General features: G+C 64.0%; 17 protein-coding genes. All 17 read left to right on the top strand.

Annotation, left to right across the window (positions count from 1 at the left end; genetic code table 11):
- Positions 1 to 137: 137 nt before the first annotated feature.
- The 17 genes from mraZ (at position 138) to lpxC (ending at position 20,481) form a co-directional block, all read left to right on the top strand.
- A complete protein-coding gene (gene mraZ / locus NP503_RS04340; RefSeq protein WP_127271469.1) occupies positions 138 to 596 on the top strand; it encodes a division/cell wall cluster transcriptional repressor MraZ in 459 nt (152 codons plus the stop codon).
- Positions 593 to 1,642, top strand: coding sequence for a 16S rRNA (cytosine(1402)-N(4))-methyltransferase RsmH (rsmH, locus tag NP503_RS04345; RefSeq protein ID WP_127271471.1), 1,050 nt, complete (start codon positions 593 to 595; stop codon positions 1,640 to 1,642). The genes mraZ and rsmH overlap by 4 nt, the downstream gene beginning before the upstream one ends.
- 4 nt (positions 1,643 to 1,646) lie before the next feature.
- A complete protein-coding gene (locus NP503_RS04350) occupies positions 1,647 to 2,042 on the top strand; it encodes a hypothetical protein (protein ID WP_127271473.1) in 396 nt (131 codons plus the stop codon).
- The gene (locus NP503_RS04355) at positions 2,039 to 3,748 is read left to right on the top strand and encodes a penicillin-binding protein 2 (protein WP_027034944.1); all 1,710 of its coding nucleotides are present in this window, start codon (positions 2,039 to 2,041) and stop codon (positions 3,746 to 3,748) included. The genes NP503_RS04350 and NP503_RS04355 overlap by 4 nt, the downstream gene beginning before the upstream one ends.
- A 54-nt stretch (positions 3,749 to 3,802) precedes the next feature.
- A complete protein-coding gene (locus tag NP503_RS04360; protein ID WP_127269410.1) occupies positions 3,803 to 5,257 on the top strand; it encodes a UDP-N-acetylmuramoyl-L-alanyl-D-glutamate--2,6-diaminopimelate ligase in 1,455 nt (484 codons plus the stop codon).
- On the top strand, positions 5,254 to 6,735 hold the full coding sequence (locus tag NP503_RS04365) for a UDP-N-acetylmuramoylalanyl-D-glutamyl-2,6-diaminopimelate--D-alanyl-D-alanine ligase (protein ID WP_127269411.1): 1,482 nt from the start codon (positions 5,254 to 5,256) through the stop codon (positions 6,733 to 6,735). The genes NP503_RS04360 and NP503_RS04365 overlap by 4 nt, the downstream gene beginning before the upstream one ends.
- A gap of 19 nt (positions 6,736 to 6,754) precedes the next feature.
- On the top strand, positions 6,755 to 7,837 hold the full coding sequence (mraY, locus tag NP503_RS04370; protein WP_013530954.1) for a phospho-N-acetylmuramoyl-pentapeptide-transferase: 1,083 nt from the start codon (positions 6,755 to 6,757) through the stop codon (positions 7,835 to 7,837).
- Between the two features lie 8 nt (positions 7,838 to 7,845).
- Positions 7,846 to 9,246 carry a UDP-N-acetylmuramoyl-L-alanine--D-glutamate ligase gene (gene murD / locus NP503_RS04375; protein WP_127270938.1) on the top strand — a complete coding sequence of 467 codons (1,401 nt, stop codon included), beginning with the start codon at positions 7,846 to 7,848 and terminating at the stop codon, positions 9,244 to 9,246.
- Positions 9,246 to 10,397: a putative lipid II flippase FtsW gene (ftsW, locus tag NP503_RS04380; protein ID WP_127270939.1), complete on the top strand. Its 1,152-nt coding sequence runs from the start codon at positions 9,246 to 9,248 to the stop codon at positions 10,395 to 10,397. The genes murD and ftsW overlap by 1 nt, the downstream gene beginning before the upstream one ends.
- Position 10,398: 1 nt before the next feature.
- Positions 10,399 to 11,526 (top strand): undecaprenyldiphospho-muramoylpentapeptide beta-N-acetylglucosaminyltransferase, encoded by a 1,128-nt coding sequence (murG, locus tag NP503_RS04385; RefSeq protein WP_127269282.1) that lies wholly within the window; start codon positions 10,399 to 10,401, stop codon positions 11,524 to 11,526.
- The gene (gene murC / locus NP503_RS04390) at positions 11,523 to 12,929 is read left to right on the top strand and encodes a UDP-N-acetylmuramate--L-alanine ligase (protein WP_023813140.1); all 1,407 of its coding nucleotides are present in this window, start codon (positions 11,523 to 11,525) and stop codon (positions 12,927 to 12,929) included. The genes murG and murC overlap by 4 nt, the downstream gene beginning before the upstream one ends.
- The gene (murB, locus tag NP503_RS04395) at positions 12,926 to 13,891 is read left to right on the top strand and encodes a UDP-N-acetylmuramate dehydrogenase (RefSeq protein WP_027034937.1); all 966 of its coding nucleotides are present in this window, start codon (positions 12,926 to 12,928) and stop codon (positions 13,889 to 13,891) included. Before murC ends, murB begins: the two co-directional genes overlap by 4 nt.
- Before the next feature lie 447 nt (positions 13,892 to 14,338).
- On the top strand, positions 14,339 to 15,265 hold the full coding sequence (locus tag NP503_RS04400) for a D-alanine--D-alanine ligase (protein WP_127269283.1): 927 nt from the start codon (positions 14,339 to 14,341) through the stop codon (positions 15,263 to 15,265).
- On the top strand, positions 15,253 to 16,194 hold the full coding sequence (locus NP503_RS04405) for a cell division protein FtsQ/DivIB (RefSeq protein ID WP_127270941.1): 942 nt from the start codon (positions 15,253 to 15,255) through the stop codon (positions 16,192 to 16,194). Before NP503_RS04400 ends, NP503_RS04405 begins: the two co-directional genes overlap by 13 nt.
- Positions 16,191 to 17,498, top strand: coding sequence for a cell division protein FtsA (gene ftsA, locus NP503_RS04410; protein WP_127270576.1), 1,308 nt, complete (start codon positions 16,191 to 16,193; stop codon positions 17,496 to 17,498). Before NP503_RS04405 ends, ftsA begins: the two co-directional genes overlap by 4 nt.
- 68 nt (positions 17,499 to 17,566) lie before the next feature.
- Positions 17,567 to 19,249, top strand: coding sequence for a cell division protein FtsZ (ftsZ, locus tag NP503_RS04415; protein ID WP_127273569.1), 1,683 nt, complete (start codon positions 17,567 to 17,569; stop codon positions 19,247 to 19,249).
- A 281-nt stretch (positions 19,250 to 19,530) separates the two neighbouring features.
- Positions 19,531 to 20,481 carry a UDP-3-O-acyl-N-acetylglucosamine deacetylase gene (gene lpxC, locus NP503_RS04420; RefSeq protein WP_023813134.1) on the top strand — a complete coding sequence of 317 codons (951 nt, stop codon included), beginning with the start codon at positions 19,531 to 19,533 and terminating at the stop codon, positions 20,479 to 20,481.
- Positions 20,482 to 20,661 lie beyond the last annotated feature (180 nt).

Consider the following 20,661-nt stretch of genomic DNA (forward strand, 5'->3'; position numbering starts at 1 on the left):
TCGGGCAGCCGCGGCGGCTGCGCGTTTGCCGGTTTTTGCCCGTGCGGATGAGGCTGATGCGGGGCAGGGAGCGCGCTGCGGCGGCGCGTGCGACAAGATGGAGAGGGGTGCGGCGGCGCAAGCGGCTGTAGCGTTTAATGGACCGGTTTCTGTCAAGCACGGTGAGCAGGATCGATGCGAAGGGACGGGTGTCCGTTCCCGCGCATTTCCGTGCGGTCGTGCAGAAGCGCGGCTATTCGGAACTCTATGCGCTGCGCTGCCTGGATCTGCCGGCGATGGATGTCGGCGGGCTCGATCTGCTCGACCGCTACGAGCAGCGCATCGCGCTCGAGGATCCCTTCCTGCAGACGGCGGACGATATGTCGTTCTTCTGCCATGGCGACGGAACCTTCTTGAAACTCGACCAGGACGGCCGCATCACGATGAGCGATTTCCTTCGCGAACACACCGGCATTTCGGCGGAAGTGGCCTTTGTCGGGCGCGGCAATTTCTTTCAGATCTGGGAGCCGGGACGGCTTGCCGCCTATGGGGCGCAGGCGCGGGCACGGCTTTTGCAGCTTCGGCAGGGGACGAAGCCTGGGGAGCGACCGGAATGACGGCAGGCCACGGCGATGACCTTCCTCGCGCCGTAGATGGGCACGCCGTTGGCGGATCGGCTCGCCACATTCCGGTCCTCCTTGCCGAGGTGCTCGAAGCGTTGGCGCCGGCGCAGGGCGACCTCATCATCGACGGCACGTTCGGCGCCGGCGGCTACACCAGGCCCATTCTGGCGACGGGCGCTTCCGTGGTGGCGATCGACCGCGATCCGGATGCCATTGCGGCCGGGCGCGATCTGGAAGTGCAATCGGGCGGTCGGCTGCGCCTGGTGCACGCGCCGTTCTCGACGCTGGATGAACATGTCGAGAGCGCCGACGGGATCGTGCTCGACATCGGCGTGTCCTCTATGCAGCTCGACCAGGCGGAGCGCGGGTTTTCGTTCCGCGCCGACGGGCCGCTCGACATGCGCATGGCGCAATCGGGCCTTAGCGCCGCCGACGTCGTCAATTCCTTCAAGCCGGGCGATCTTGCCCGCATCTTCGGCTTCCTCGGCGAGGAGCGTCATGCCGGGCGCATCGCCCGCATGATCGAGGCTCGCCGTGAAAAGCGCCCGTTCGAGCGCACGCTGGAACTGGCCGACGCCATCGAGACGCATATCGGCCGTGCGCCGAAGGACAAGATCCATCCGGCTACGCGCGTGTTCCAGGCGCTGCGCATCTTCGTCAATGACGAGCTTGGCGAACTGGCCAAGGCCCTGTTCGCGGCCGAGCGCACGCTGAAGCCGGGCGGACGGCTCGCCGTGGTCACCTTCCATTCGCTGGAAGACCGCATCGTCAAGCGTTTCATCGCCGACCGGGCCGATGTCGCGACCGGCTCGCGGCATTTGCCCGAGGCGCATGCCCGCACCGCGACGTTCCGCAAGGCGGGTGGCGGCGTGACTGCCGGCGACGCCGAGGTGGCGGCCAATCCGCGCGCCCGTTCGGCTAGGCTGCGCGCGGCAATCCGCACGGATGCGCCAGCGCGCAGCAGCGATTTTTCGATTTTCGGCCTTCCAAAGCTTCCCGGCCCAACACTTCCTGGCACAGGCCGGCCGGGGGAGAGGTAGCTAAGTGTTTCGTACCAGCGACATTGTCCTGATCGCCGTCATGGTTGCGGTCGCGGCCCTTACCTACAAGGCCAAGCGCGAGGCCGAGGAACAATTGGCCGCGGTGCAGAAGATCCATGCGCAGATACGCTATGAGGAGGACACGATCGACCTGCTCAAGGCCGACTGGAGCCTGCTTACCCAGCCGTCGCGGCTGCAGAAGCTCGCCGAACTCTACAAGTCGCAGCTCGAACTCGAGCCGGTCAGCGCTCGCCAGATCGGCGGCATCGGCGACCTGCCGGCCAAATCCCTTGACATCCAGGACATCCTGTCGGGACGCCAGGGCGGCATGGCCGACAATTCCGACCAAGCGCCTTCGGACAGTAAGGATCCCGTCGTGACCGGAGGCATCGCCCAATGATCGGCAAACTGCTGAAGCGTCGCGCCAGGACGAGTGAAGATGGATCGATCGTGGTCGAGGGCGCCCGCAAGGCGACCGGCGGCAAGGGCAGGACGCGCATCGTCATGACCATGGCGGTGTTCTTCGGTATCTTCTCGACCATATCAGGGCGGCTGGTCTACCTCGGCTTCCAGACCCCCGACATGTCGGGCGGTCCGCAGAGCCGGGTGACGGCATCGCGGCCCGACATCGTCGACCGCAACGGCGAAGTGCTGGCCACGGATATCAAGACAGCGTCGCTGTTTGCAGAACCACGCCGGATTGTCGACGCCGACGAGGCGATCGAGAAGCTGTCGACGGTGCTTCCGGACATCGACTATGAGCAGACCTACCACAAGCTGAAGAGCGGCGCCGGTTTCGTCTGGCTGCAGCGGCAGCTGACGCCCAAGCAACAGTCCGACATCATGCAACTCGGCATTCCCGGTTTCGGCTTCCGTACCGAAAAGCGCCGCTTCTATCCGAGCGGCGAGACCTCGTCCTACATTGTCGGCCTCACCAACATCGACAACCAGGGCATCTCCGGAATGGAGAAATATGTCGACGAGCAAGGCTTGAGCGACCTGCAGGCATCGGGCCTTGCCATTGCCAAGGATCTCAAGCCGGTAAAGCTTTCGATCGATCTGCGCGTGCAGCATGTGGTGCGCGACGAGATCGCCGCCGGCCTGGAGCGCTATCGTGCCATGGGCGCCGGCGCCGTCGTGCTCAACGTCAAGACCGGCGAAGTGGTGGCCATGGCCTCGGTGCCGGATTTCGATCCGAACAATCCCTACAATGCACAGGACAAGGACCGGCTGAATCGCATGTCGGCGGGCCTCTACGAGATGGGCTCGACCTTCAAGAGCTTCACCTCAGCCATGGCGCTCGATTCCGGCAAGGCGACGATGGCGAGCCGCTTCGATGCTTCGCATCCAATCCGCGTCGGCCATCAGGCCATTCACGATTTCCACGGCAAGAACCGTGTGCTGTCGTTGCCGGAGGTGTTCCTCTATTCGTCCAACATCGGGTCGGCCAGGGAAGCCGAGATGGTCGGCATCGAGGGCCATCGCGAATTCCTGCATCGCCTTGGCCTTCTGGACAGGATGCAGACCGAATTGCCGGAGACTGCCCGTCCGACTGAACCGAAGGTCTGGAAACAGGTCAATTCATTCACCATCGCCTTCGGCCATGGCGTGTCGACGACGCCGCTGCAAGCGGCTGTGGGCTGCGCGGCGTTGATGAATGGCGGCTTCCTGATGAACCCTACCTTTTTGGTGCGCACGCAGGCGGAAGCGATGGCCACCGCCAAGAAAGTGGTGAGCGAAAAGACCGTCGAAGGCATGCGCTACCTCTATTCGCTCAATGCCGAGAAGGGCTCTGCCCGAAACGCCAGAGTCCCCGGCTACCGCGTTGGTGGCAAGACCGGAACGGCCGAGAAGGTCGTCAATGGCCGCTACTCCAAGGACTTGAATTTCAACACTTTCGTCGCCGCCTTCCCGATGGACGATCCGCAGTATCTGGTGTTTACCATTGCCGATGCCCCGCACCCGGAAAAGCCTGGCATGACGGATGTCGCGGCCGCAAATGCGGGGGTCATGGCCGGCAATATCATCAGGCGTTCAGCTGCCATGCTTGGCGTGAAGCCAGATTTCAGCCATGAAAATGGTGCAACGCTGGTTTCCTATCAGTGATTCTTAGGGCGCGCCGGCAACAGCGCGCTATTTTGTTGCGGTGAACGGGACTCGATGAAGCTCAGAGATCTAGCCGGTATCCTGCCCGTCGAGGGAATAGCTTCCGTCGATCTGGAGGTTACAGGGATTTCTTCGGATTCCCGTCAGGTAAAAGCGGGTGTTGTCTTCTTTGCGCTCGCGGGAACCAAGGCCGACGGTGCCGTTTATGCCGCCGACGCCGCCGCGCGCGGTGCGGCCGCGATCGTAGCGGGCAAGGGCAGCACCATTGCCGGGCTGTCGGTCCCGGTATTGGCAGTCGACGATCCGCGCCTGGCGTTGGCGCTGAGTGCGGCCCGCTATTTCGGCAAGCAGCCTGAGATAATGGTCGCGGTGACCGGCACCAGCGGCAAGACTTCGGTCGCGGCTTTCACCAGGCAGATCTGGGAGCAGTCCGGTTATGCCGCCGCTTCGATCGGCACCACTGGCGTGGTGGCGCCTGGGCGCAACGACTATGGCTCGCTGACGACACCCGATCCGGTCGCCCTGCATCAATTGCTGCGGGAATTGGCGGATGCCGGCGTTACCCACGCTTCGATGGAGGCTTCCAGCCATGGGCTCGACCAGCGCCGTCTGGACGGTGTGAAGCTGGCGGCCGGCGGCTTCACCAATCTCGGCCGCGATCATATGGACTATCATCCGACCATCGAGGACTATCACCGCGCCAAACTGCGTCTGTTCGATGCGCTGCTGCCGAAAGGCGCACCGGCCGTCATCTTCGCCGACGATCCATGGTCGGCACCGACGATTCAGGCGGCGCGGGCCGCCGGGCTCGAAGTGCTGACGGTCGGCCGCCATGGCGATTTCCTCAGGCTGAAGCGGGTCGAGCACGAGCGCCACCGCCAGCGGGCCGAGGTCGAGGCCGATGGCGTGCTCTACGAGATCGACCTGCCGCTGGCCGGTGATTTCCAGATTTCGAATGCGCTGGTTTCGGCGGGTCTTGCCATTTCCACGGGAACACCTGTAGCCAAGGCATTGTTGGCGTTGGAGAAATTGAAGGGCGCCCCGGGCCGGCTCGACCTCGTCGGCACCACCGGCAATGGCGCGCCGGTCTATGTCGATTATGCCCACAAGCCCGACGCGCTGGAAAACGTGCTGTCCTCGGTGCGCCCATTCACCACCGGCCGCGTCATCGTCGTGTTCGGCTGCGGCGGCGACCGCGACCGCGGCAAGCGACCGATCATGGGCGAGATTGCAACGCGGCTTGCAGATGTCGTCATCGTCACCGACGACAATCCGCGCTCCGAAGTGCCGAAAACGATCCGCGCCGCTATTTTGGCCGCCGCCCCCGGTGCCATCGAGATCGGCGACCGGCGCCAGGCGATCCACGAGGCGGTTGCCATGCTGCATGCCGGCGACACGCTGATCGTGGCCGGCAAGGGGCACGAGGAAGGCCAGACGATCGGCTCCGAGACCTTGCATTTCTCCGATCACGAGGAAGTTCGCGCGGCACTTACGGAGCGTGCCGCATGAGCTTGCTGTGGACCTGCGAGGCGCTGGTTGCCGCCATGGACGGGCGGCCGTTGGGGCCGATGCCGGAAGGCATTTCCGGCATTTCGATCGACAGCCGCAGCCTGCAGCCGGGCGACGCCTTCTTCGCCATCAAGGGCGAGGCGATGGACGGCCATGACTTCGCCACCGCCGCCATCAAGGCCGGCGCCGGCGTGCTGGTGGTGGCCGAAGGCAAGCTGCCGTCGCTCGGCCGGCTGACGGCGCCGATCATCGTCGTCGAGGACGTGCTGGTCGCACTGGAAAAGCTTGGAATTGCGTCGCGCGCCCGCTCGAGCGCGAAAATCATCGCTGTGACCGGTTCGGCCGGCAAGACCACGACCAAGGAAGCGCTGCGCCATGTGCTGCAAGCCGTCGGCAAGGTGCACGCCTCGGCGCAGTCCTTCAACAATCACTGGGGCGTGCCGCTGACCTTGGCGCGCATGCCTGATGATTGCGACTATGCCGTATTCGAGATCGGCATGAACCATCCCGACGAAATCCGGCCGCTGGTAAAAATGGTGAGGCCGCATGTCGCCATCGTCACCATGATCGCGGCGGCGCATCTCGGCTTTTTCCGCAATCTCGACGAGATTGCCAAGGCCAAGGCCGAGATTTTCGAAGGGCTGGAGCCCGAGGGGGCCGCCATCCTCAACCGCGACGATGCGCGCTTCAAGCTGCTCGACAAGATGGCCCATGCCGCCGGTGTCGAGCACGTCTACGGCTTCGGCGAGAATGCGCGCTCTACCTTCAAGCTCACCAAATGCGAACTGCATGCGGATCATTCCGACATCATCGCCAGGATCGGCGGCCACGAAGTGGCGGCGCGGATCGGCGCGCCCGGCCGCCATATGGTGCAGAACGTGCTGGCGGTGCTGGGTGCTGCGCATCTGGTCGGCGCCGATCTCGACAAGGTGGCTTCAGCACTGGCCGATCTCTCTGCCGAACGCGGGCGCGGCAAGCGCCATGTGCTGCGCCATCCCGGTGGCTCGACTTCGAGCCACCCAGGTGGCTCGACTTCGAGCTACCCAGGTGGACTGATCACGCTGATCGACGAAAGCTACAACGCCAATCCGGCATCGATGGCTGCTGCCATGGCATTGCTCAACGCGACGCCTGTGACGGGCGAGGGCCGCCGCATCGCCGTGCTCGGCGACATGCTCGAACTTGGCGACCATTCGGCCAAGCTGCATGCAGCCCTTGCCGACCTCATCGTCGGCACGGGCACGCGGACCGTCTTTCTCGGCGGCCCGGAAATGCGGGCGCTGGCAGAAGCGCTGCCGGCTGAGATCAAGACGGAATACCGCGCCGGTGTCGAGGAGTTGAAGCCGGTGCTGCTTGCCGCGCTCAAGCCGGGCGACGTGGTGATGATCAAATCGTCGAAGGGCATCGGCTTTGCAAAACTGGTCGATGCGCTGCTGGGCAAATTCCCGGCTGAATCGACAGCCAGAAAACAGACCTAGGTCGGGGGACGAAAAGCGCATGTTTACACTGCTCGTCGATTTTGCGGACAAGGTCTCGGTCTTCAATGTCTTCCGCTACATCACCTTCCGCACCGGCGGGGCGCTGATCACGTCGGCGCTGATCGTCTTCATCTTCGGGCCGACCATCATCAATTCGCTGCGGCTGCGGCAAGGCAAGGGCCAGCCGATCCGCGCCGACGGACCGCAGACGCATTTCAAGAAGGCCGGCACGCCGACCATGGGCGGACTGATGATCCTGTCGGGCATCATCGGCTCGTCGCTTTTGTGGGCCAACCTGTCGAGCATCTATGTCTGGGTGGTGCTGCTGGTGACGCTGGGCTTCGGCTCGATCGGCTTCTACGACGACTATCTGAAGGTGACGAAACAGTCACATCTCGGCTTTTCCGGCAAGGCAAGGCTGGCGCTTGAATTCGTTATCGCCGGCATCGCCGCCTGGGTGATCATGCACAATGGCCAGGCGCCGTTCTCTTCGTCGCTGACGTTTCCCTTCGCCAAGGAATTCATCGTCAATCTCGGCTGGTTCTTCATTCCGTTCTCCTGCTTCGTCATCGTCGGAGCAGGCAATGCTGTGAACCTCACCGACGGTCTGGACGGGCTGGCGATCGTGCCGATCATGATCGCGGCGGCCTCCTTCGGCGTCATCGCCTATCTCTCCGGCAACGCCGTGTTCGCCGAATATCTGCAGATCCATTTCGTGCCCGGCACCGGTGAACTGGCGGTCGTGCTCGGCGCTGTCATCGGCGCTGGCCTCGGCTTCCTCTGGTTCAACGCGCCGCCTGCGGCGATCTTCATGGGCGATACCGGCTCGCTGGCCATGGGTGGCCTGATCGGCACCGTCGCGGTCGCCACCAAGCACGAGATCGTGCTGGTCATCGTCGGCGGATTGTTCGTCGTGGAAATCCTGTCAGTCATCATCCAGGTCGGCTACTTCAAGATGACCGGCAAGCGGGTGTTCCTGATGGCGCCGATCCACCATCATTTCGAAAAGCTAGGCTGGACCGAAAGCCAGGTGGTGATCCGCTTCTGGATCATCGCCGTCATCCTGGCGCTGGTCGGCCTGTCGACCCTCAAGCTGAGATAGGAAGCCCTTTGATCCCCGCCGCATCCTTTTCAGGCAAGCGCGTTTCCCTCTTCGGGCTCGGTGGCTCGGGGATTGCGACGGCGCGCGCGCTGATCGAGGGCGGCGCGGACGTGCTGGCCTGGGACGACAATCCCGAAAGCGTTGCCAAGGCCGCCGTTGCCGGTATCGCGACCGCTGATTTGCGCGGCGCCGACTGGGCGAAATTCTCGGCTTTCGTGCTGTCGCCGGGCGTCCCGCTGACGCATCCCAAGCCGCATTGGACGGTGGAGCTGGCGCGCGGTTCAGGCGTCGAGATCATCGGCGACGTCGAGCTTTTCTGCCGCGAGCGGATGCTGAGCGCGCCGACGTCGCCCTTCATCGCCATCACCGGCACCAACGGCAAGTCGACGACGACCGCGCTGACCGCGCATATCCTGAAAGCCGCGGGACGCGACACCCAGATGGGCGGCAATATCGGCCGCGCGGTGATGACGCTCGATCCGCCCGAGCCCGATCGGCACTATGTGGTCGAATGCTCGTCTTACCAGATCGACCTCGCGCCCTCGATCAATCCGACGGCGGGCATCCTGCTTAACCTGACGCCCGATCATCTCGACCGCCACGGCACCATGCAGCACTACGCCGCGATCAAGGAGCGGCTGGTGGCCGGCAGCGAGACGGCGATCGTCGGCATCGACGATTCCTGGTGCGCGCAGATCGCCGAGCGGCTGGAGCGGGCGGGGCGGCATGTCACCCGCATTTCCAAGCGCCTGCCACTGACGGACGGCTATTTCGCCGATGGCACCAATCTGATGGAAGCGGTGCACGGCCGTTACAGCCGCGTCGCCTTCCTCGAAGGCATCGGCTCGCTGCGCGGCCAGCACAATGCCCAGAACGCGCTGGCGGCGGTCGCCGCTTGCCTCAAGGTCGGACTGGAGCTTGGCGAAATCCAGTCGGGGCTGGAAAGCTTTCCCGGCCTCGCTCACCGCATGGAGCAGGTCGGCCGCAAGGACCATGTGCTGTTCATCAACGATTCCAAGGCGACCAATGCCGATGCGGCAGCACCCGCGCTATCCAGCTTTACGCGCATCTACTGGATCGCCGGCGGCCTGCCCAAGGAAGGCGGCATCGAGCCGTTGCGCGGCTTCTTTCCGCGCATCGCCAAGGCCTATCTGATTGGCGAGGCGGCGCCGGCCTTTTCGGCGACGCTGGGCGAGGCAGTTCCCTACGAGATCTCAGGCACGCTGGCCGCCGCGGTCGAGCACGCCGCGCATGATGCCGCTAAGGACGACAGCGGCGAGGCGGTGGTGCTGCTGTCGCCGGCCTGCGCCAGTTTCGACCAGTTCAAGAATTTCGAAGTCCGCGGCGAAGCCTTCAGGCAAGCTGCGAATGCTATCGAGGGTGTGAAACCCATCGGAGGGGCACGATAATGCAAAGCCGTCTCGACAAAAGCCCGGTGGCAACCTGGTGGTGGACGATCGATCGCTGGTTCCTGGCGGCGTTCCTGTCGCTGATGGGGCTCGGCATCGTCTTGTCCTTCGCCGCCAGTCCGGCGGTGGCCGAACGCATCGGCCTCGACAGTTTCCACTTTGCCACCAGGCAGATCATCTTCACCGTGCCGGCGCTCGGTGTGATGCTGGCAGTCTCCTTCCTCGATTCCAGGCAGATCCGGCGCATGGCGCTGGTCATCCTGTGCCTGATGCTGGTGCTGATGGTGGCGGTGCTCTACATCGGCGTCGAGGTGAAGGGTGCGCGCCGCTGGGTGTCGCTTGCCGGCCTGTCGATCCAGCCGTCGGAATTCCTGAAGCCGGCCTTCGTCATCATGTGCGCGTGGCTTTTCGCCGAGCACAAGCGCCAGCCCGATATTCCGGGCAATCTGTTTGCCATGCTGCTGCTGGTGCTGGTCGTATCGCTGCTGGTGGCGCAACCGGACCTCGGCCAGACCATGCTGACGACCGGCACCTGGGGCATCATGTTCTTTATGGCCGGGCTGCCCTGGCTGTGGATCGTCGCGCTGGGTGCGGCCGGCGTCGGCGGCGTCTTTGCCGCCTATACGGTGTTCCCGCACGTTGCCCTGCGCATCGACAAGTTCCTCACCGGCGAGGGCGACACGTTCCAGGTCGACATGGGGCGCGAAGCGCTGATCAATGGCGGCTGGTTCGGAGTCGGACCGGGCGAGGGCACCGTCAAGCGCGTCATCCCCGACAGCCATGCCGACTTCGTCTTCTCGGTTGCCGGCGAAGAGTTCGGGCTGATCATGTGCTTCTTCATCATGTCGATCTTCGCCTTCATCGTTCTGCGCGGCCTCAACACGGCGCTGAAGGAGCATGACGATTTCACCCGCTATGCGGTCGGCGGCCTCGTCACCGTGTTCGGCCTGCAGGCTGTCATCAACATGTGCGTCAACCTCCAGCTTGTGCCGGCCAAGGGCATGACGCTGCCGTTCATCTCCTATGGCGGCTCCTCGCAGATCGCCATCGCCATCTCGATGGGCATGGTGCTGGCGCTGACACGCAAGCGGCCGGAAAAGCGCAAGCAGGTGGGCTTTGGCCTGTCGCAACGCGCCGTGCCGGCGGAGTGATATGGCCAGAGGCGTCATCCTTCTCGCGGCAGGCGGCACCGGTGGGCATCTTTTCCCGGCCGAGGCGCTGGCGCATGAGTTGAACGAGCGCGGCTGGTCGGTGCATCTGGCGACCGACGACCGTGCCGAGCGTTTCGCCGGCCATTTTCCGGCCGCCGCCGTCCACCCGATCCAGTCGGCGACGATGGGCTCGAAAAATCCTTTTGCCCTGCTTGGCGCCTTCTGGAAGATCTGGCGCGGCGTGCGCCAGGCTTCTGCCGTCATTGGCAGAATCAAGCCGGATGCCGTCGTCGGCTTTGGCGGTTATCCGACCTTGCCGCCGCTCTACGCGGCGACACGGCGCAAGGTGCCGACGCTGATCCATGAGCAGAACGCGGTGATGGGGCGCGCCAATCGGGCGCTGGCCGGCCGTGTCGACGCCATCGCCGGCGGCTTCCTGCCGCAGGACACCAGTGCTGCCGGGGTCAAGACGGTGACGACAGGCAATCCGGTCAGGCCGGCCGTGCTGGAAGCGGCCAGGACGAATTATGCGGCATCGACCGGGGAACAGCCGTTCCGCCTGCTGGTGTTCGGCGGCAGCCAGGGCGCCCAGTTCTTTTCCGATGCCGTGCCGGGCGCCATCGCGCTGCTTTCCGACGCCCAGCGCAAGCGGCTGGTGATCACCCAACAAGCGCGCGCGGATGACGTGGCGCGGGTCAAAGCGGCCTATGCCGCGCTTGGCGTCGCCGTCGAGGTCTCGCCCTTCTTCACCGACATGGCGGCACGCATGGCGGCCGCTCATCTGGTGATCTCGCGTTCCGGCGCCTCGACCGTCTCGGAGATCGCCGTCATCGGCCGGCCGGCGTTGCTGGTGCCTTACCCCTATGCGCTCGATCACGACCAGGCGGCGAACGCGGCGGCCCTTGCCGCTGCCGGCGGCGGCGAAGTGCATCCGCAATCCTCGCTCTCGTCCGAACGCATCGCAGCGCTCATCGGCGAGCTGATGGAAGACCCCGATCGGCTGACGGCGATGGCGGCGGGTGCGAAATCGGCCGGGAGGCCGGACGCGGCACGGTTGCTCGCTGATCTTACAGAGGCTATTGCGTCCAAAAAAACCGTTTCGGATTTCAGGAAGGGGACGCAAGCATGAAGATGCCGCAGACCATCGGCCTTGTGCATTTCATCGGCATTGGCGGCATCGGCATGAGCGGCATTGCCGAAGTGCTGCACAATCTCGGCTACAAGGTGCAAGGGTCCGACCAGGCCGAAAGCGCCAATGTGCAGCGGCTGCGCGACAAGGGCATCGAATGCTTCGTCGGCCATAGGGCCGAAAATCTCGGTGATGCCGAGGTGGTGGTCGTCTCGACGGCGATCAAGAAATCCAATCCAGAGCTAAAGGCCGCGCGCGAAAAGCTGCTGCCGATCGTGCGCCGGGCCGAAATGCTGGCCGAACTGATGCGCTTTCGCCAGGCGGTGGCGATCGGCGGCACGCATGGCAAGACAACGACGACCTCGATGGTGGCGACCTTGCTCGATGCCGGCGGGCTCGATCCGACCGTCATCAATGGCGGCATCATCAATGCCTATGGCACCAACGCGCGCATGGGCGACGGCGAATGGATGGTGGTCGAGGCCGACGAAAGCGACGGCACTTTCCTGAAACTGCCGGCCGAGATCGCGGTCGTCACCAACATCGATCCCGAGCATCTCGATCACTATGGCAGCTTCGACAAGGTGCGCGAGGCGTTCCGCCAGTTCGTCGAGAACGTGCCGTTCTATGGTTTTGGCGTGATGTGCACCGATCACCCCGAGGTGCAGGCACTGGTCAGCCGCATCGAGGACCGCCGGGTCATCACCTATGGCGAGAATGCGCAGGCCGACGTGCGCTTTACCAATCACCGCATGGCAGGCGCCATTTCGGAATTCGACGTGGTGATCCGCGACCGCAAGACAGGCGGCCAGACTGTCATAGCAGGCCTGCGCCTGCCGATGCCCGGCCGCCACAACGTCTCCAACGCGACGGCAGCGATCGCGGTCGCGCATGAGCTCGGCCTGTCGGCCGAGGCGATCAAGAAGGGCCTGTCGTCCTTCGCCGGCGTCAAGCGCCGCTTCACCCATACCGGTTCGTGGGACGGCGTCGAAATATTCGACGATTACGGCCACCATCCGGTCGAGATCTCGGCGGTGCTGAAGGCGGCGCGCAGCGCCACCCAAGGTCGCGTCATCGCCATTGCCCAGCCGCATCGCTTCACCCGGCTGCATGATCTGTTCAACGAGTTTTCCACCTGCTTCAACGACGCCGACACAGTGATGGTGGCGCCGGTCTACGCGGCCGGCGAAGAGCCGATCGACGGCGTCAGCTCGGACGCGCTGGTGTCGCGCATCCGCGCCGGCGGCCATCGCGACGCACGCTACATCGAGGGTCCGGCGGCGATCGCGCCCGTCATCCGTGATCTGGCAAAGCCGGGTGACTTCGTCGTCTTCCTGGGCGCCGGCAACATCACCCAATGGGCCTATGCATTGCCCAAGGAGCTTGGCGGGACCGTCTCATGATGCACGGCCAGGCCCTGATCGACAGACTGGGCGACCGGCTTGCCGGCCTGCGCGGCCGCCTGACGCCGAACGCCGAGATGGACAAGATCACCTGGTTCCGTGCAGGGGGTCTGGCTGAGGTGCTGTTCCAGCCGGCCGACGAGGAAGATCTTGCAGCATTCCTCAAAGCCGTTCCTGAAGAGATACCACTGACCGTCGTCGGCGTCGGCTCGAACCTTCTGGTCCGCGACGGCGGCATCGAGGGCTTTGTCATCCGCCTTTCGGCCAAGGGCTTCGGCGAGGCCGAGGTGATTTCGCCGATCAGGATCAAGGCGGGAGCCGCGACCCCCGATAAGCGCGTCGCAGCGGTGGCGCTCGAGGCCGGCATTGGCGGCTTTCATTTCTACCACGGCATTCCGGGTGCAATCGGCGGTGCGCTGCGGATGAACGCAGGCGCCAACGGCGTCGAGACGCGCGAGCGGGTCGTCGAAGTGCGAGCGCTCGACCGCAAGGGCAATGTGCAGACGCTGAGCAATGCCGATATGGGTTACGCCTATCGCCATTCGGCGGCGCCTGCCGGGCTGATCTTCACCTCGGCCGTGTTCGAGGGCTTTGCCGAGGACAGAGCGGCGATCAAGGCGGCGATGGAGGCCGTGCAGAACCATCGCGAGACCGTGCAGCCGATCCGCGAGAAGACCGGCGGCTCGACCTTCAAGAATCCGGAAGGCACGTCGGCCTGGAAGGAGATCGACAGAGCGGGCTGCCGCGGCCTGATGATCGGCGGGGCGCAGATGTCGCCGATGCATTGCAACTTCATGATCAACACGGGAACTGCGACCGGCTACGACCTAGAATATCTCGGCGAGACGGTGCGTACGCGGGTGCTGGAGAATTCCGGTATCCGGCTGCAATGGGAAATCAAGCGCATCGGCAATTTCCGGCCGGGACATGCAGTTCAGGAGTTTCTCGGGCAGCTCCTTTAAGGTGCGTTGATATTCAGGTGATGCCGGCCTGCAAACGACGGCTTCCTGCGCTTCCGGTGCTCACGTACTTTGAGTACGCTCCGCTCCGGTTCTCGAAAGCCATCGTTTTCGACTCGGCCTGACCTGAATCCCAACACACCTTCGCGCGAGTTGAAGTTCATGTGATGCATGAACTTCAACGAGGCCGAAACGGTCCGCGACCGTTGCCGCAAAGACTCAACGACACGCTTTTCGCATCCATTTTCTCAGAAAGTGAATCTCTCGGAATCGTAAGCACTTGCCAGTGAATCAACTCTCTGATTCTCTGCTCGAAAGCGTTTCCTGATTTGAGTCGTTCGACGCGTTTTCAGCGGTTTCCGTCTGGGGGGGGCAACCTGCCGGGAGACTCTGACTCAATGTTGCGGAAAATCTGGTTTTGGTCCGCCGTGAGAGAGGGGATGCCGGGGAATGAAAAACAAGCATGTGGCCGTCTTGCTGGGTGGTTTTTCGTCCGAGCGGCCCGTGTCTCTTTCGTCGGGAAAGGCTTGTGCCGATGAACTCGAGAAGGAAGGCTACCAGGTCACCCGTGTCGATGTCGGGCGCGATGTCGGCTCCGTGCTTGCCGAGCTCAAGCCCGATGTCGCCTTCAATGCGCTGCACGGCCCTTTTGGCGAGGACGGCACCATTCAGGGCATCCTTGAATATCTCGGCATTCCCTACACCCATTCCGGCGTGCTCGCTTCGGCTCTGGCCATGAACAAGGAGCAGGCCAAGCGGGTTGCCAAGTCGGTCGGCATCGTGATCGCCGAATCGAAGGTCGCCAGCCGCTTCGCCATCCAGAACAAGCACCCGATGAAGCCGCCCTATGTGGTCAAGCCGGTCAATGAGGGTTCGAGCTTCGGTGTCGTCATCGTACATGAAGGCCAGTCGCATCCGCCGCAGGTGATCGGCTCGTCCGAGTGGAAATATGGCGATACCGTCATGGTTGAGCGCTACATCCACGGCAGGGAGCTGACCTGCGCGGTGATGGGTGATGTGGCGCTGGGGGTCTGCGAGATCATCCCGACCGGCCATTCCTTCTATGACTATGATTCAAAATATGTCGCCGGGGGATCAAAGCACGAATGCCCCGCAAAAGTTTCACCGAATATTTACCAAAAAATACAAACACTGGCGCTCAAGGCTCACCAAGCGATCGGCTGTCGCGGCGTTTCCCGTTCGGACTTCCGTTACGATGATCGTCATTCCGAAAACGGCGAGATTGTCTGGCTCGAGGTCAACACCCAGCCGGGTATGACGCCGACGTCCTTGGTGCCTGAAATCGCCGCCCAGGCCGGGCACTCGTTTGGCGATTTGTTGAGTTGGATGGTGGAGGACGCTTCGTGCCTGCGTTGAAATGGAGACAAGGTTGGGAGAGGGGCGCGGCGGGGCCGGCGCTGTTCGGCCTGCCATTGTCGTCGGGCCATTTCGTGCTGCCGCGCATGCTGCGCCGCCCGGTGCGCATTCTGGCGCGCCTGGGCGTCGGGGAATTCCAGGCGCCGCGCTTTTCCGCGGCCATGATGTCGGCCGTGCTGATTTTCTCGAGCAGTGCCTATGGCGCCTATCTCGGCGGTCATGTCGAGGGTATCGTGCAGAGCATCACCGCCCGTACCGGCTTTGCCGTCGATCAGGTCAAGGTGGTCGGCAATCGCCAGACCTCGGAAATCGACATACTCGACAGGCTTGAACTCGACGGTTGGACGTCGCTGATCGGCTTTAATGCCGAGGCCGCGCGGGAACGAATTGCGACATTGCCGTGGATCGAGGTCGCGGCCGTCCGCAAGGTCTACCCGCATACTCTGGAAGTGCGCGTCGAGGAGCGTGAGGCTTTCGCGCTCTGGCAACAGGGTGACGCGCTTTCGGTCATCGAGCGGAATGGCGCCATGATCGCGCCGTTCTCGGGCGGCAAGCAGGCGCTCCTGCCGCTGCTGATCGGCATCGGCGCGCCGGCGAGCGCGCCCGATTTCCTGGCCAAGGTCGAGAAATATCCCGAGCTCGCGAGCCGGATCAAGGGTTATATCCGTGTTGGCGAACGGCGCTGGGACCTGAAGCTGGACAATGGCATCACCATCAAGCTTCCCGAGGATGACGAGGAACAGGCGCTCGCCGAACTCGTCAAGATGGATCATGACAACGGCTTGCTGTCGCGCGACATCGCCGCCGTCGACATGCGCCTGACGGACCGGCTGGTCGTGCAGTTGACGGCGGAAGCGGCGACGCAGCGCGAAGCCGCCCTCAACGAGAAACCCAAGAGCCTGAAGCGCAAGCCGGAGACGAAGATATGAACTGGCTTGGCGGTCCTGGCGATGCCGCGTCGCGCCGGTCCGGCACCCTGACGGTGCTGGATGTCGGTTCGAGCAAGGTCTGCTGCATGGTGGCCAAGCTGAAGCCATGCGATGACGGCAAGCTGCTGCGCGGCCGCTCGCACCGGATCCAGGTGATCGGCATCGGCCATCAGAAATCGCAAGGCGTGAAGTCGGGTGTCGTGGTTGACCTCGATAGGGCGGAACATGCCATCCGCCTTTCCGTCGACGCGGCCGAGCGCATGGCCGGGCTAACGGTCGATTCGCTGATCGTCAACATGACGGCCGGCCGGCTGAAGAGCGAAGCCTTCTCCGCCACCATCAATCTAGGCGGCCACGAGGCCGACGAGGCCGACATCAAGCGCGTTCTCGGTGCCGGCGCCAAGCAGGCGCTGAAGGCCGAGCGCGAGGTGATCCATTCGCTTCCCGTCGGTTTCTCGCTCGATGCCGAACGCGGCGTGCGCGATCCGCGCGGCATGGTCGGCGACGCACTCGGCGTCGACATGCATGTGCTGACCGGCGACGCCGCGCCGATGCGCAATCTGGAGCTTTCCATCAACCGTTCGCATCTGTCGGTCGAGCGCATGGTGGCGACGCCCTATGCCAGCGGCCTGGCGGCCTTGGTCGACGACGAGCTGGAAATGGGCGCGGCCTGCATCGACATGGGCGGCGGCACGACGACGATCTCGGTGTTTTCGGAAGGCAAGTTCGTCCATGGCGACGCCATCGCCATCGGCGGCAACCACGTCACGATGGACATGGCCAAGGGGCTGTCGACCTCGCTCGATGCCGCCGAACGGCTGAAGGTGATGCATGGCTCGGCACTGCCGGGCAGCGCCGACGACCGCGACCTGGTCTCGATCCAGCCGATCGGCGACGACGGTGACGTGCCCTTGCAGATCCCGCGCTCGGTGATGACGCGCATCGTGCGCGCCCGCATCGACGAGACGCTCGAACTGCTGCGCGACCGGCTGAACAAGTCCGGCTATGGCAATGCAGTGGGCAAGCGTGTGGTTCTTACCGGTGGCGCCAGCCAGCTTGCCGGCCTGCCGGAGGCGGCGCGCCGCATCCTGGGACGCAATGTGCGCATCGGCCGCCCGCTCGGCGTGGCCGGTCTGCCGGAAGCGGCGAAGGGGCCGGCCTTCTCGGCTGCGGTGGGGCTTCTGATCTATCCGCAGATGGCGAGCTTCGAGAGCCATCCGGCGAAAGGAATTTCCGGTCTCAAAATGACCGGAACGGGCGGAAAACTGCATCGCATGAGTCAGTGGTTGAGAGACAGTTTCTAAAATTGACGGGGACAGCCCCATAGGCGGCCGCGGCGGCGAAGCGGCGTGAAAGGCAAAGGACGGAGACAATGACCATCAATCTGCAAAAGCCGGACATCACCGAGCTTAAGCCGCGCATCACCGTGTTCGGTGTCGGCGGCGGCGGCGGCAATGCCGTCAACAACATGATCACCGCCGGTCTGCGCGGTGTCGAGTTCGTGGTGGCCAACACCGACGCGCAGGCGCTGACCATGTCGAAGGCCGGCCGCCTGATCCAGCTCGGCGCGCATGTCACCGAAGGCCTTGGCGCCGGCTCGCAGCCGGAAGTCGGCCGTGCGGCGGCGGAAGAGTGCATCGATGAAATCCTCGATCACCTGACCAACACCCATATGTGCTTCGTCACCGCCGGCATGGGCGGCGGCACCGGCACCGGTGCTGCTCCGGTCGTTGCCCGCGCAGCGCGCGAAAAGGGCATCCTCACCGTCGGCGTCGTCACCAAGCCGTTCCACTTCGAAGGCCAGCGCCGCATGAAGACAGCGGATTTCGGCATCGAGGAATTGCAGAAATGCGTCGATACGCTGATCGTCATCCCCAACCAGAACCTGTTCCGGCTGGCCAATGACAAGACCACCTTCGCCGATGCCTTCGCCATGGCCGACCAGGTGCTCTATTCCGGTGTCGCCTGCATCACCGACCTGATGGTCAAGGAAGGCCTGATCAATCTCGACTTCGCCGACGTCCGTTCCGTCATGCGCGAGATGGGCAAGGCGATGATGGGCACCGGCGAGGCTTCCGGCGAGGGCCGCGCGATGGCCGCCGCCGAAGCGGCGATCGCCAACCCGCTGCTCGACGAGACATCGATGAAGGGCGCCAAGGGCCTGCTGATCTCGATCACCGGCGGCCGCGACCTGACGCTGTTCGAAGTCGACGAAGCCGCGACCCGTATCCGCGAGGAAGTCGACCAGGACGCCAACATCATCCTGGGCGCCACTTTCGACGAGGAACTCGAAGGCGTCATCCGCGTCTCGGTGGTTGCCACCGGCATCGACAAGTCGGCGGCTGAAATCGCCGCCGCGCCGATCTCGATCCGCACGGCGCCTCCGAAGCCGGCCAGCCGCCCGGCGGCTCAGATCGCGGAGGTTCGTCCGGCGCCTGTCCAGCAGGCGGCATACGAGCCACGCGCTATCGACCCGGTCGCGGAAGCCATCCATCTGGCCGAAGCCAATGCGGCGGCCATGGCGCAGGCGCGCCCGGCCCCGGTCGCCCACGCTGAAGATTTCCGCCCGCAGAGCAAGATCTTCCAGGCGCCGCCCGCCCAGCCGATGCCGCAGCCGGTGGTCCAGCAGATGCAGCCGGCCCCGCAGCCGCGCGAGATGCTGCAGCGCGAGGCGCCGCAGCCGGTTGCCATGGCGCCGCAGCGCATGCCGCGCGTCGAGGACTTTCCGCCGGTCGTCAAGGCCGAGGTGGATGCCAAGAGCCGCCCGGTCGACCACGAGAACAACAGCGGACCGATGGGCCTGCTGAAGCGCCTGACCAATGGCCTGACCCGTCGCGAGGAAGAACCCGCACGGCTGCAGCCGGCGCAGCCGCGCGAGCCCAAGCTGCGCCAGGCCGCGCCCGAAGTGCGCCGTCTCGCCAGCCAGGATGCGCAGCTCTATGCGCCGCGCCGCGGCCAGCTCGACGATCAGGGCCGCCTGACGCCGCAGGTGAGGACGACTCAGGAAGACGATCAGCTGGAGATTCCGGCGTTCCTGCGCCGCCAGGCCAACTGATTGGTAAACGGACTGTAACATTTGTTAACAGGCAAGCGAGGAATCGCTTGCCTGTTAATGTTTTAAATGATGTGATTTCAACGACTTACCAAGTCGCACTCGTTCCATTTTGCGGTTACACAGAGTAAGAAACCGTGATTTGGAGTCTCCCTGACGGGACATTATCTTCGCTGCCTACCATCATCGGTTTGCCGGGATTTCGGGGGAAGTCACCCTGCCAGCCGATTCACACAAGAGCCGCGCCCTCGGGCTGGAGAAGCGGACCTAGGCATTACGGGCTTATGGGGATTGTCTTGCACGACTATCAGACGACATTGAAGACGCGCGCGTCGCTTACCGGCACCGGCGTCCACAGCGGCAAGGAAGTGTCCATCAGCTTCGTGCCCGCGGATGCCGACACCGGCATCGTTTTCCAGCTTTTCAACGGTGCGGAACAGGGCCGCGAGTTTCGTGCCCTGGTTTCGGAAGTCGGCGCTACCGACCTGTGCACCATGCTTGGTGATCCCGCCGGCGAGCATATCGCCACGGTCGAGCACATCATGGCGGCGCTGTTTGGGCTCGGCATCGATAATGTCGCTGTCGAGATCGATGGTTCCGAGGTTCCTATCTTCGATGGCAGCGCCATGGCGTTCGTCGAAGCCATCGATCAGGCGGGTATCGAGACGCTCTCGGTCAAGCGGCGCTATATCAGGGTCATCAAGCCGGTCCGCATCGAGAACGGCGCCTCGTGGGCGGAGTTTCGGCCCTATGACGGGACCCGTTTCGAGATCGAGATCGACTTCGAAAGCCCGGCGATCGGTCGTCAGCTGTTTGCCTCCGACCTCAATGCCGATATTTTCCGTCGTGACATCGCGCGCGCCCGCACCTTCGGCTTCATGAAGGATGTCGAGCGGCTGTGGGCCGCAGGCTACGCGCTCGGCTCCTCGCTGGAGAACTCGCTGGTCATCGGCGACGACAACCGCGTCATCAATATGGGCGGCCTGCGCTACCCCAACGAATTCGTGCGACATAAGACGCTGGACGCCATGGGCGACCTGGCGCTGGCCGGCGCCCGCTTCATCGGCTGCTTCCGCTCCTATCGCGGCGGCCACAGGATGAATGCCGCGGCCCTGCGCCGTCTGCTCTCGGACCGCACGGCGTTCGAGATCGTCGAGACGACGCGCCGTGAGCGTGGCCGCAGCGCCGAGATGAACGCCGTCAATGCGCCACTCTACGCACCCTGGATGATCTGATTTCCCAGGTTTTTTTCGGGTTCCATGGTGATAGCGAATGTTGCAGGAATGCACCACCCGCCAGTGAAATTGCATTGATGTCCAAGTGGCGTCCGGCCGCCACAAAAATGCGCGATTGGCCGGAGATAGCGTTGCCGGGCAAGGCGGTTATGGTTTATGGCTGCTGCCGTCGATTAATGC

This window comes from Mesorhizobium sp. SEMIA396 (assembly GCF_024518615.1).
GTDB lineage: Bacteria > Pseudomonadota > Alphaproteobacteria > Rhizobiales > Rhizobiaceae > Mesorhizobium.

What these genes read in the sequence shown, in the direction of transcription:
- lpxC (WP_023813134.1), top strand. Translation starts at nt 19,531, where the DNA reads ATGGGGATTGTCTTGCACGACTATCAGACGACATTGAAGACGCGCGCG.
- murB (WP_027034937.1), top strand. Translation starts at nt 12,926, where the DNA reads ATGATGCACGGCCAGGCCCTGATCGACAGACTGGGCGACCGGCTTGCC.
- NP503_RS04400 (WP_127269283.1), top strand. Translation starts at nt 14,339, where the DNA reads ATGAAAAACAAGCATGTGGCCGTCTTGCTGGGTGGTTTTTCGTCCGAG.
- NP503_RS04360 (WP_127269410.1), top strand. Translation starts at nt 3,803, where the DNA reads ATGAAGCTCAGAGATCTAGCCGGTATCCTGCCCGTCGAGGGAATAGCT.
- mraZ (WP_127271469.1), top strand. Translation starts at nt 138, where the DNA reads ATGGACCGGTTTCTGTCAAGCACGGTGAGCAGGATCGATGCGAAGGGA.
- mraY (WP_013530954.1), top strand. Translation starts at nt 6,755, where the DNA reads ATGTTTACACTGCTCGTCGATTTTGCGGACAAGGTCTCGGTCTTCAAT.
- NP503_RS04365 (WP_127269411.1), top strand. Translation starts at nt 5,254, where the DNA reads ATGAGCTTGCTGTGGACCTGCGAGGCGCTGGTTGCCGCCATGGACGGG.
- rsmH (WP_127271471.1), top strand. Translation starts at nt 593, where the DNA reads ATGACGGCAGGCCACGGCGATGACCTTCCTCGCGCCGTAGATGGGCAC.
- NP503_RS04355 (WP_027034944.1), top strand. Translation starts at nt 2,039, where the DNA reads ATGATCGGCAAACTGCTGAAGCGTCGCGCCAGGACGAGTGAAGATGGA.
- murC (WP_023813140.1), top strand. Translation starts at nt 11,523, where the DNA reads ATGAAGATGCCGCAGACCATCGGCCTTGTGCATTTCATCGGCATTGGC.
- ftsZ (WP_127273569.1), top strand. Translation starts at nt 17,567, where the DNA reads ATGACCATCAATCTGCAAAAGCCGGACATCACCGAGCTTAAGCCGCGC.
- ftsA (WP_127270576.1), top strand. Translation starts at nt 16,191, where the DNA reads ATGAACTGGCTTGGCGGTCCTGGCGATGCCGCGTCGCGCCGGTCCGGC.
- murG (WP_127269282.1), top strand. Translation starts at nt 10,399, where the DNA reads ATGGCCAGAGGCGTCATCCTTCTCGCGGCAGGCGGCACCGGTGGGCAT.
- ftsW (WP_127270939.1), top strand. Translation starts at nt 9,246, where the DNA reads ATGCAAAGCCGTCTCGACAAAAGCCCGGTGGCAACCTGGTGGTGGACG.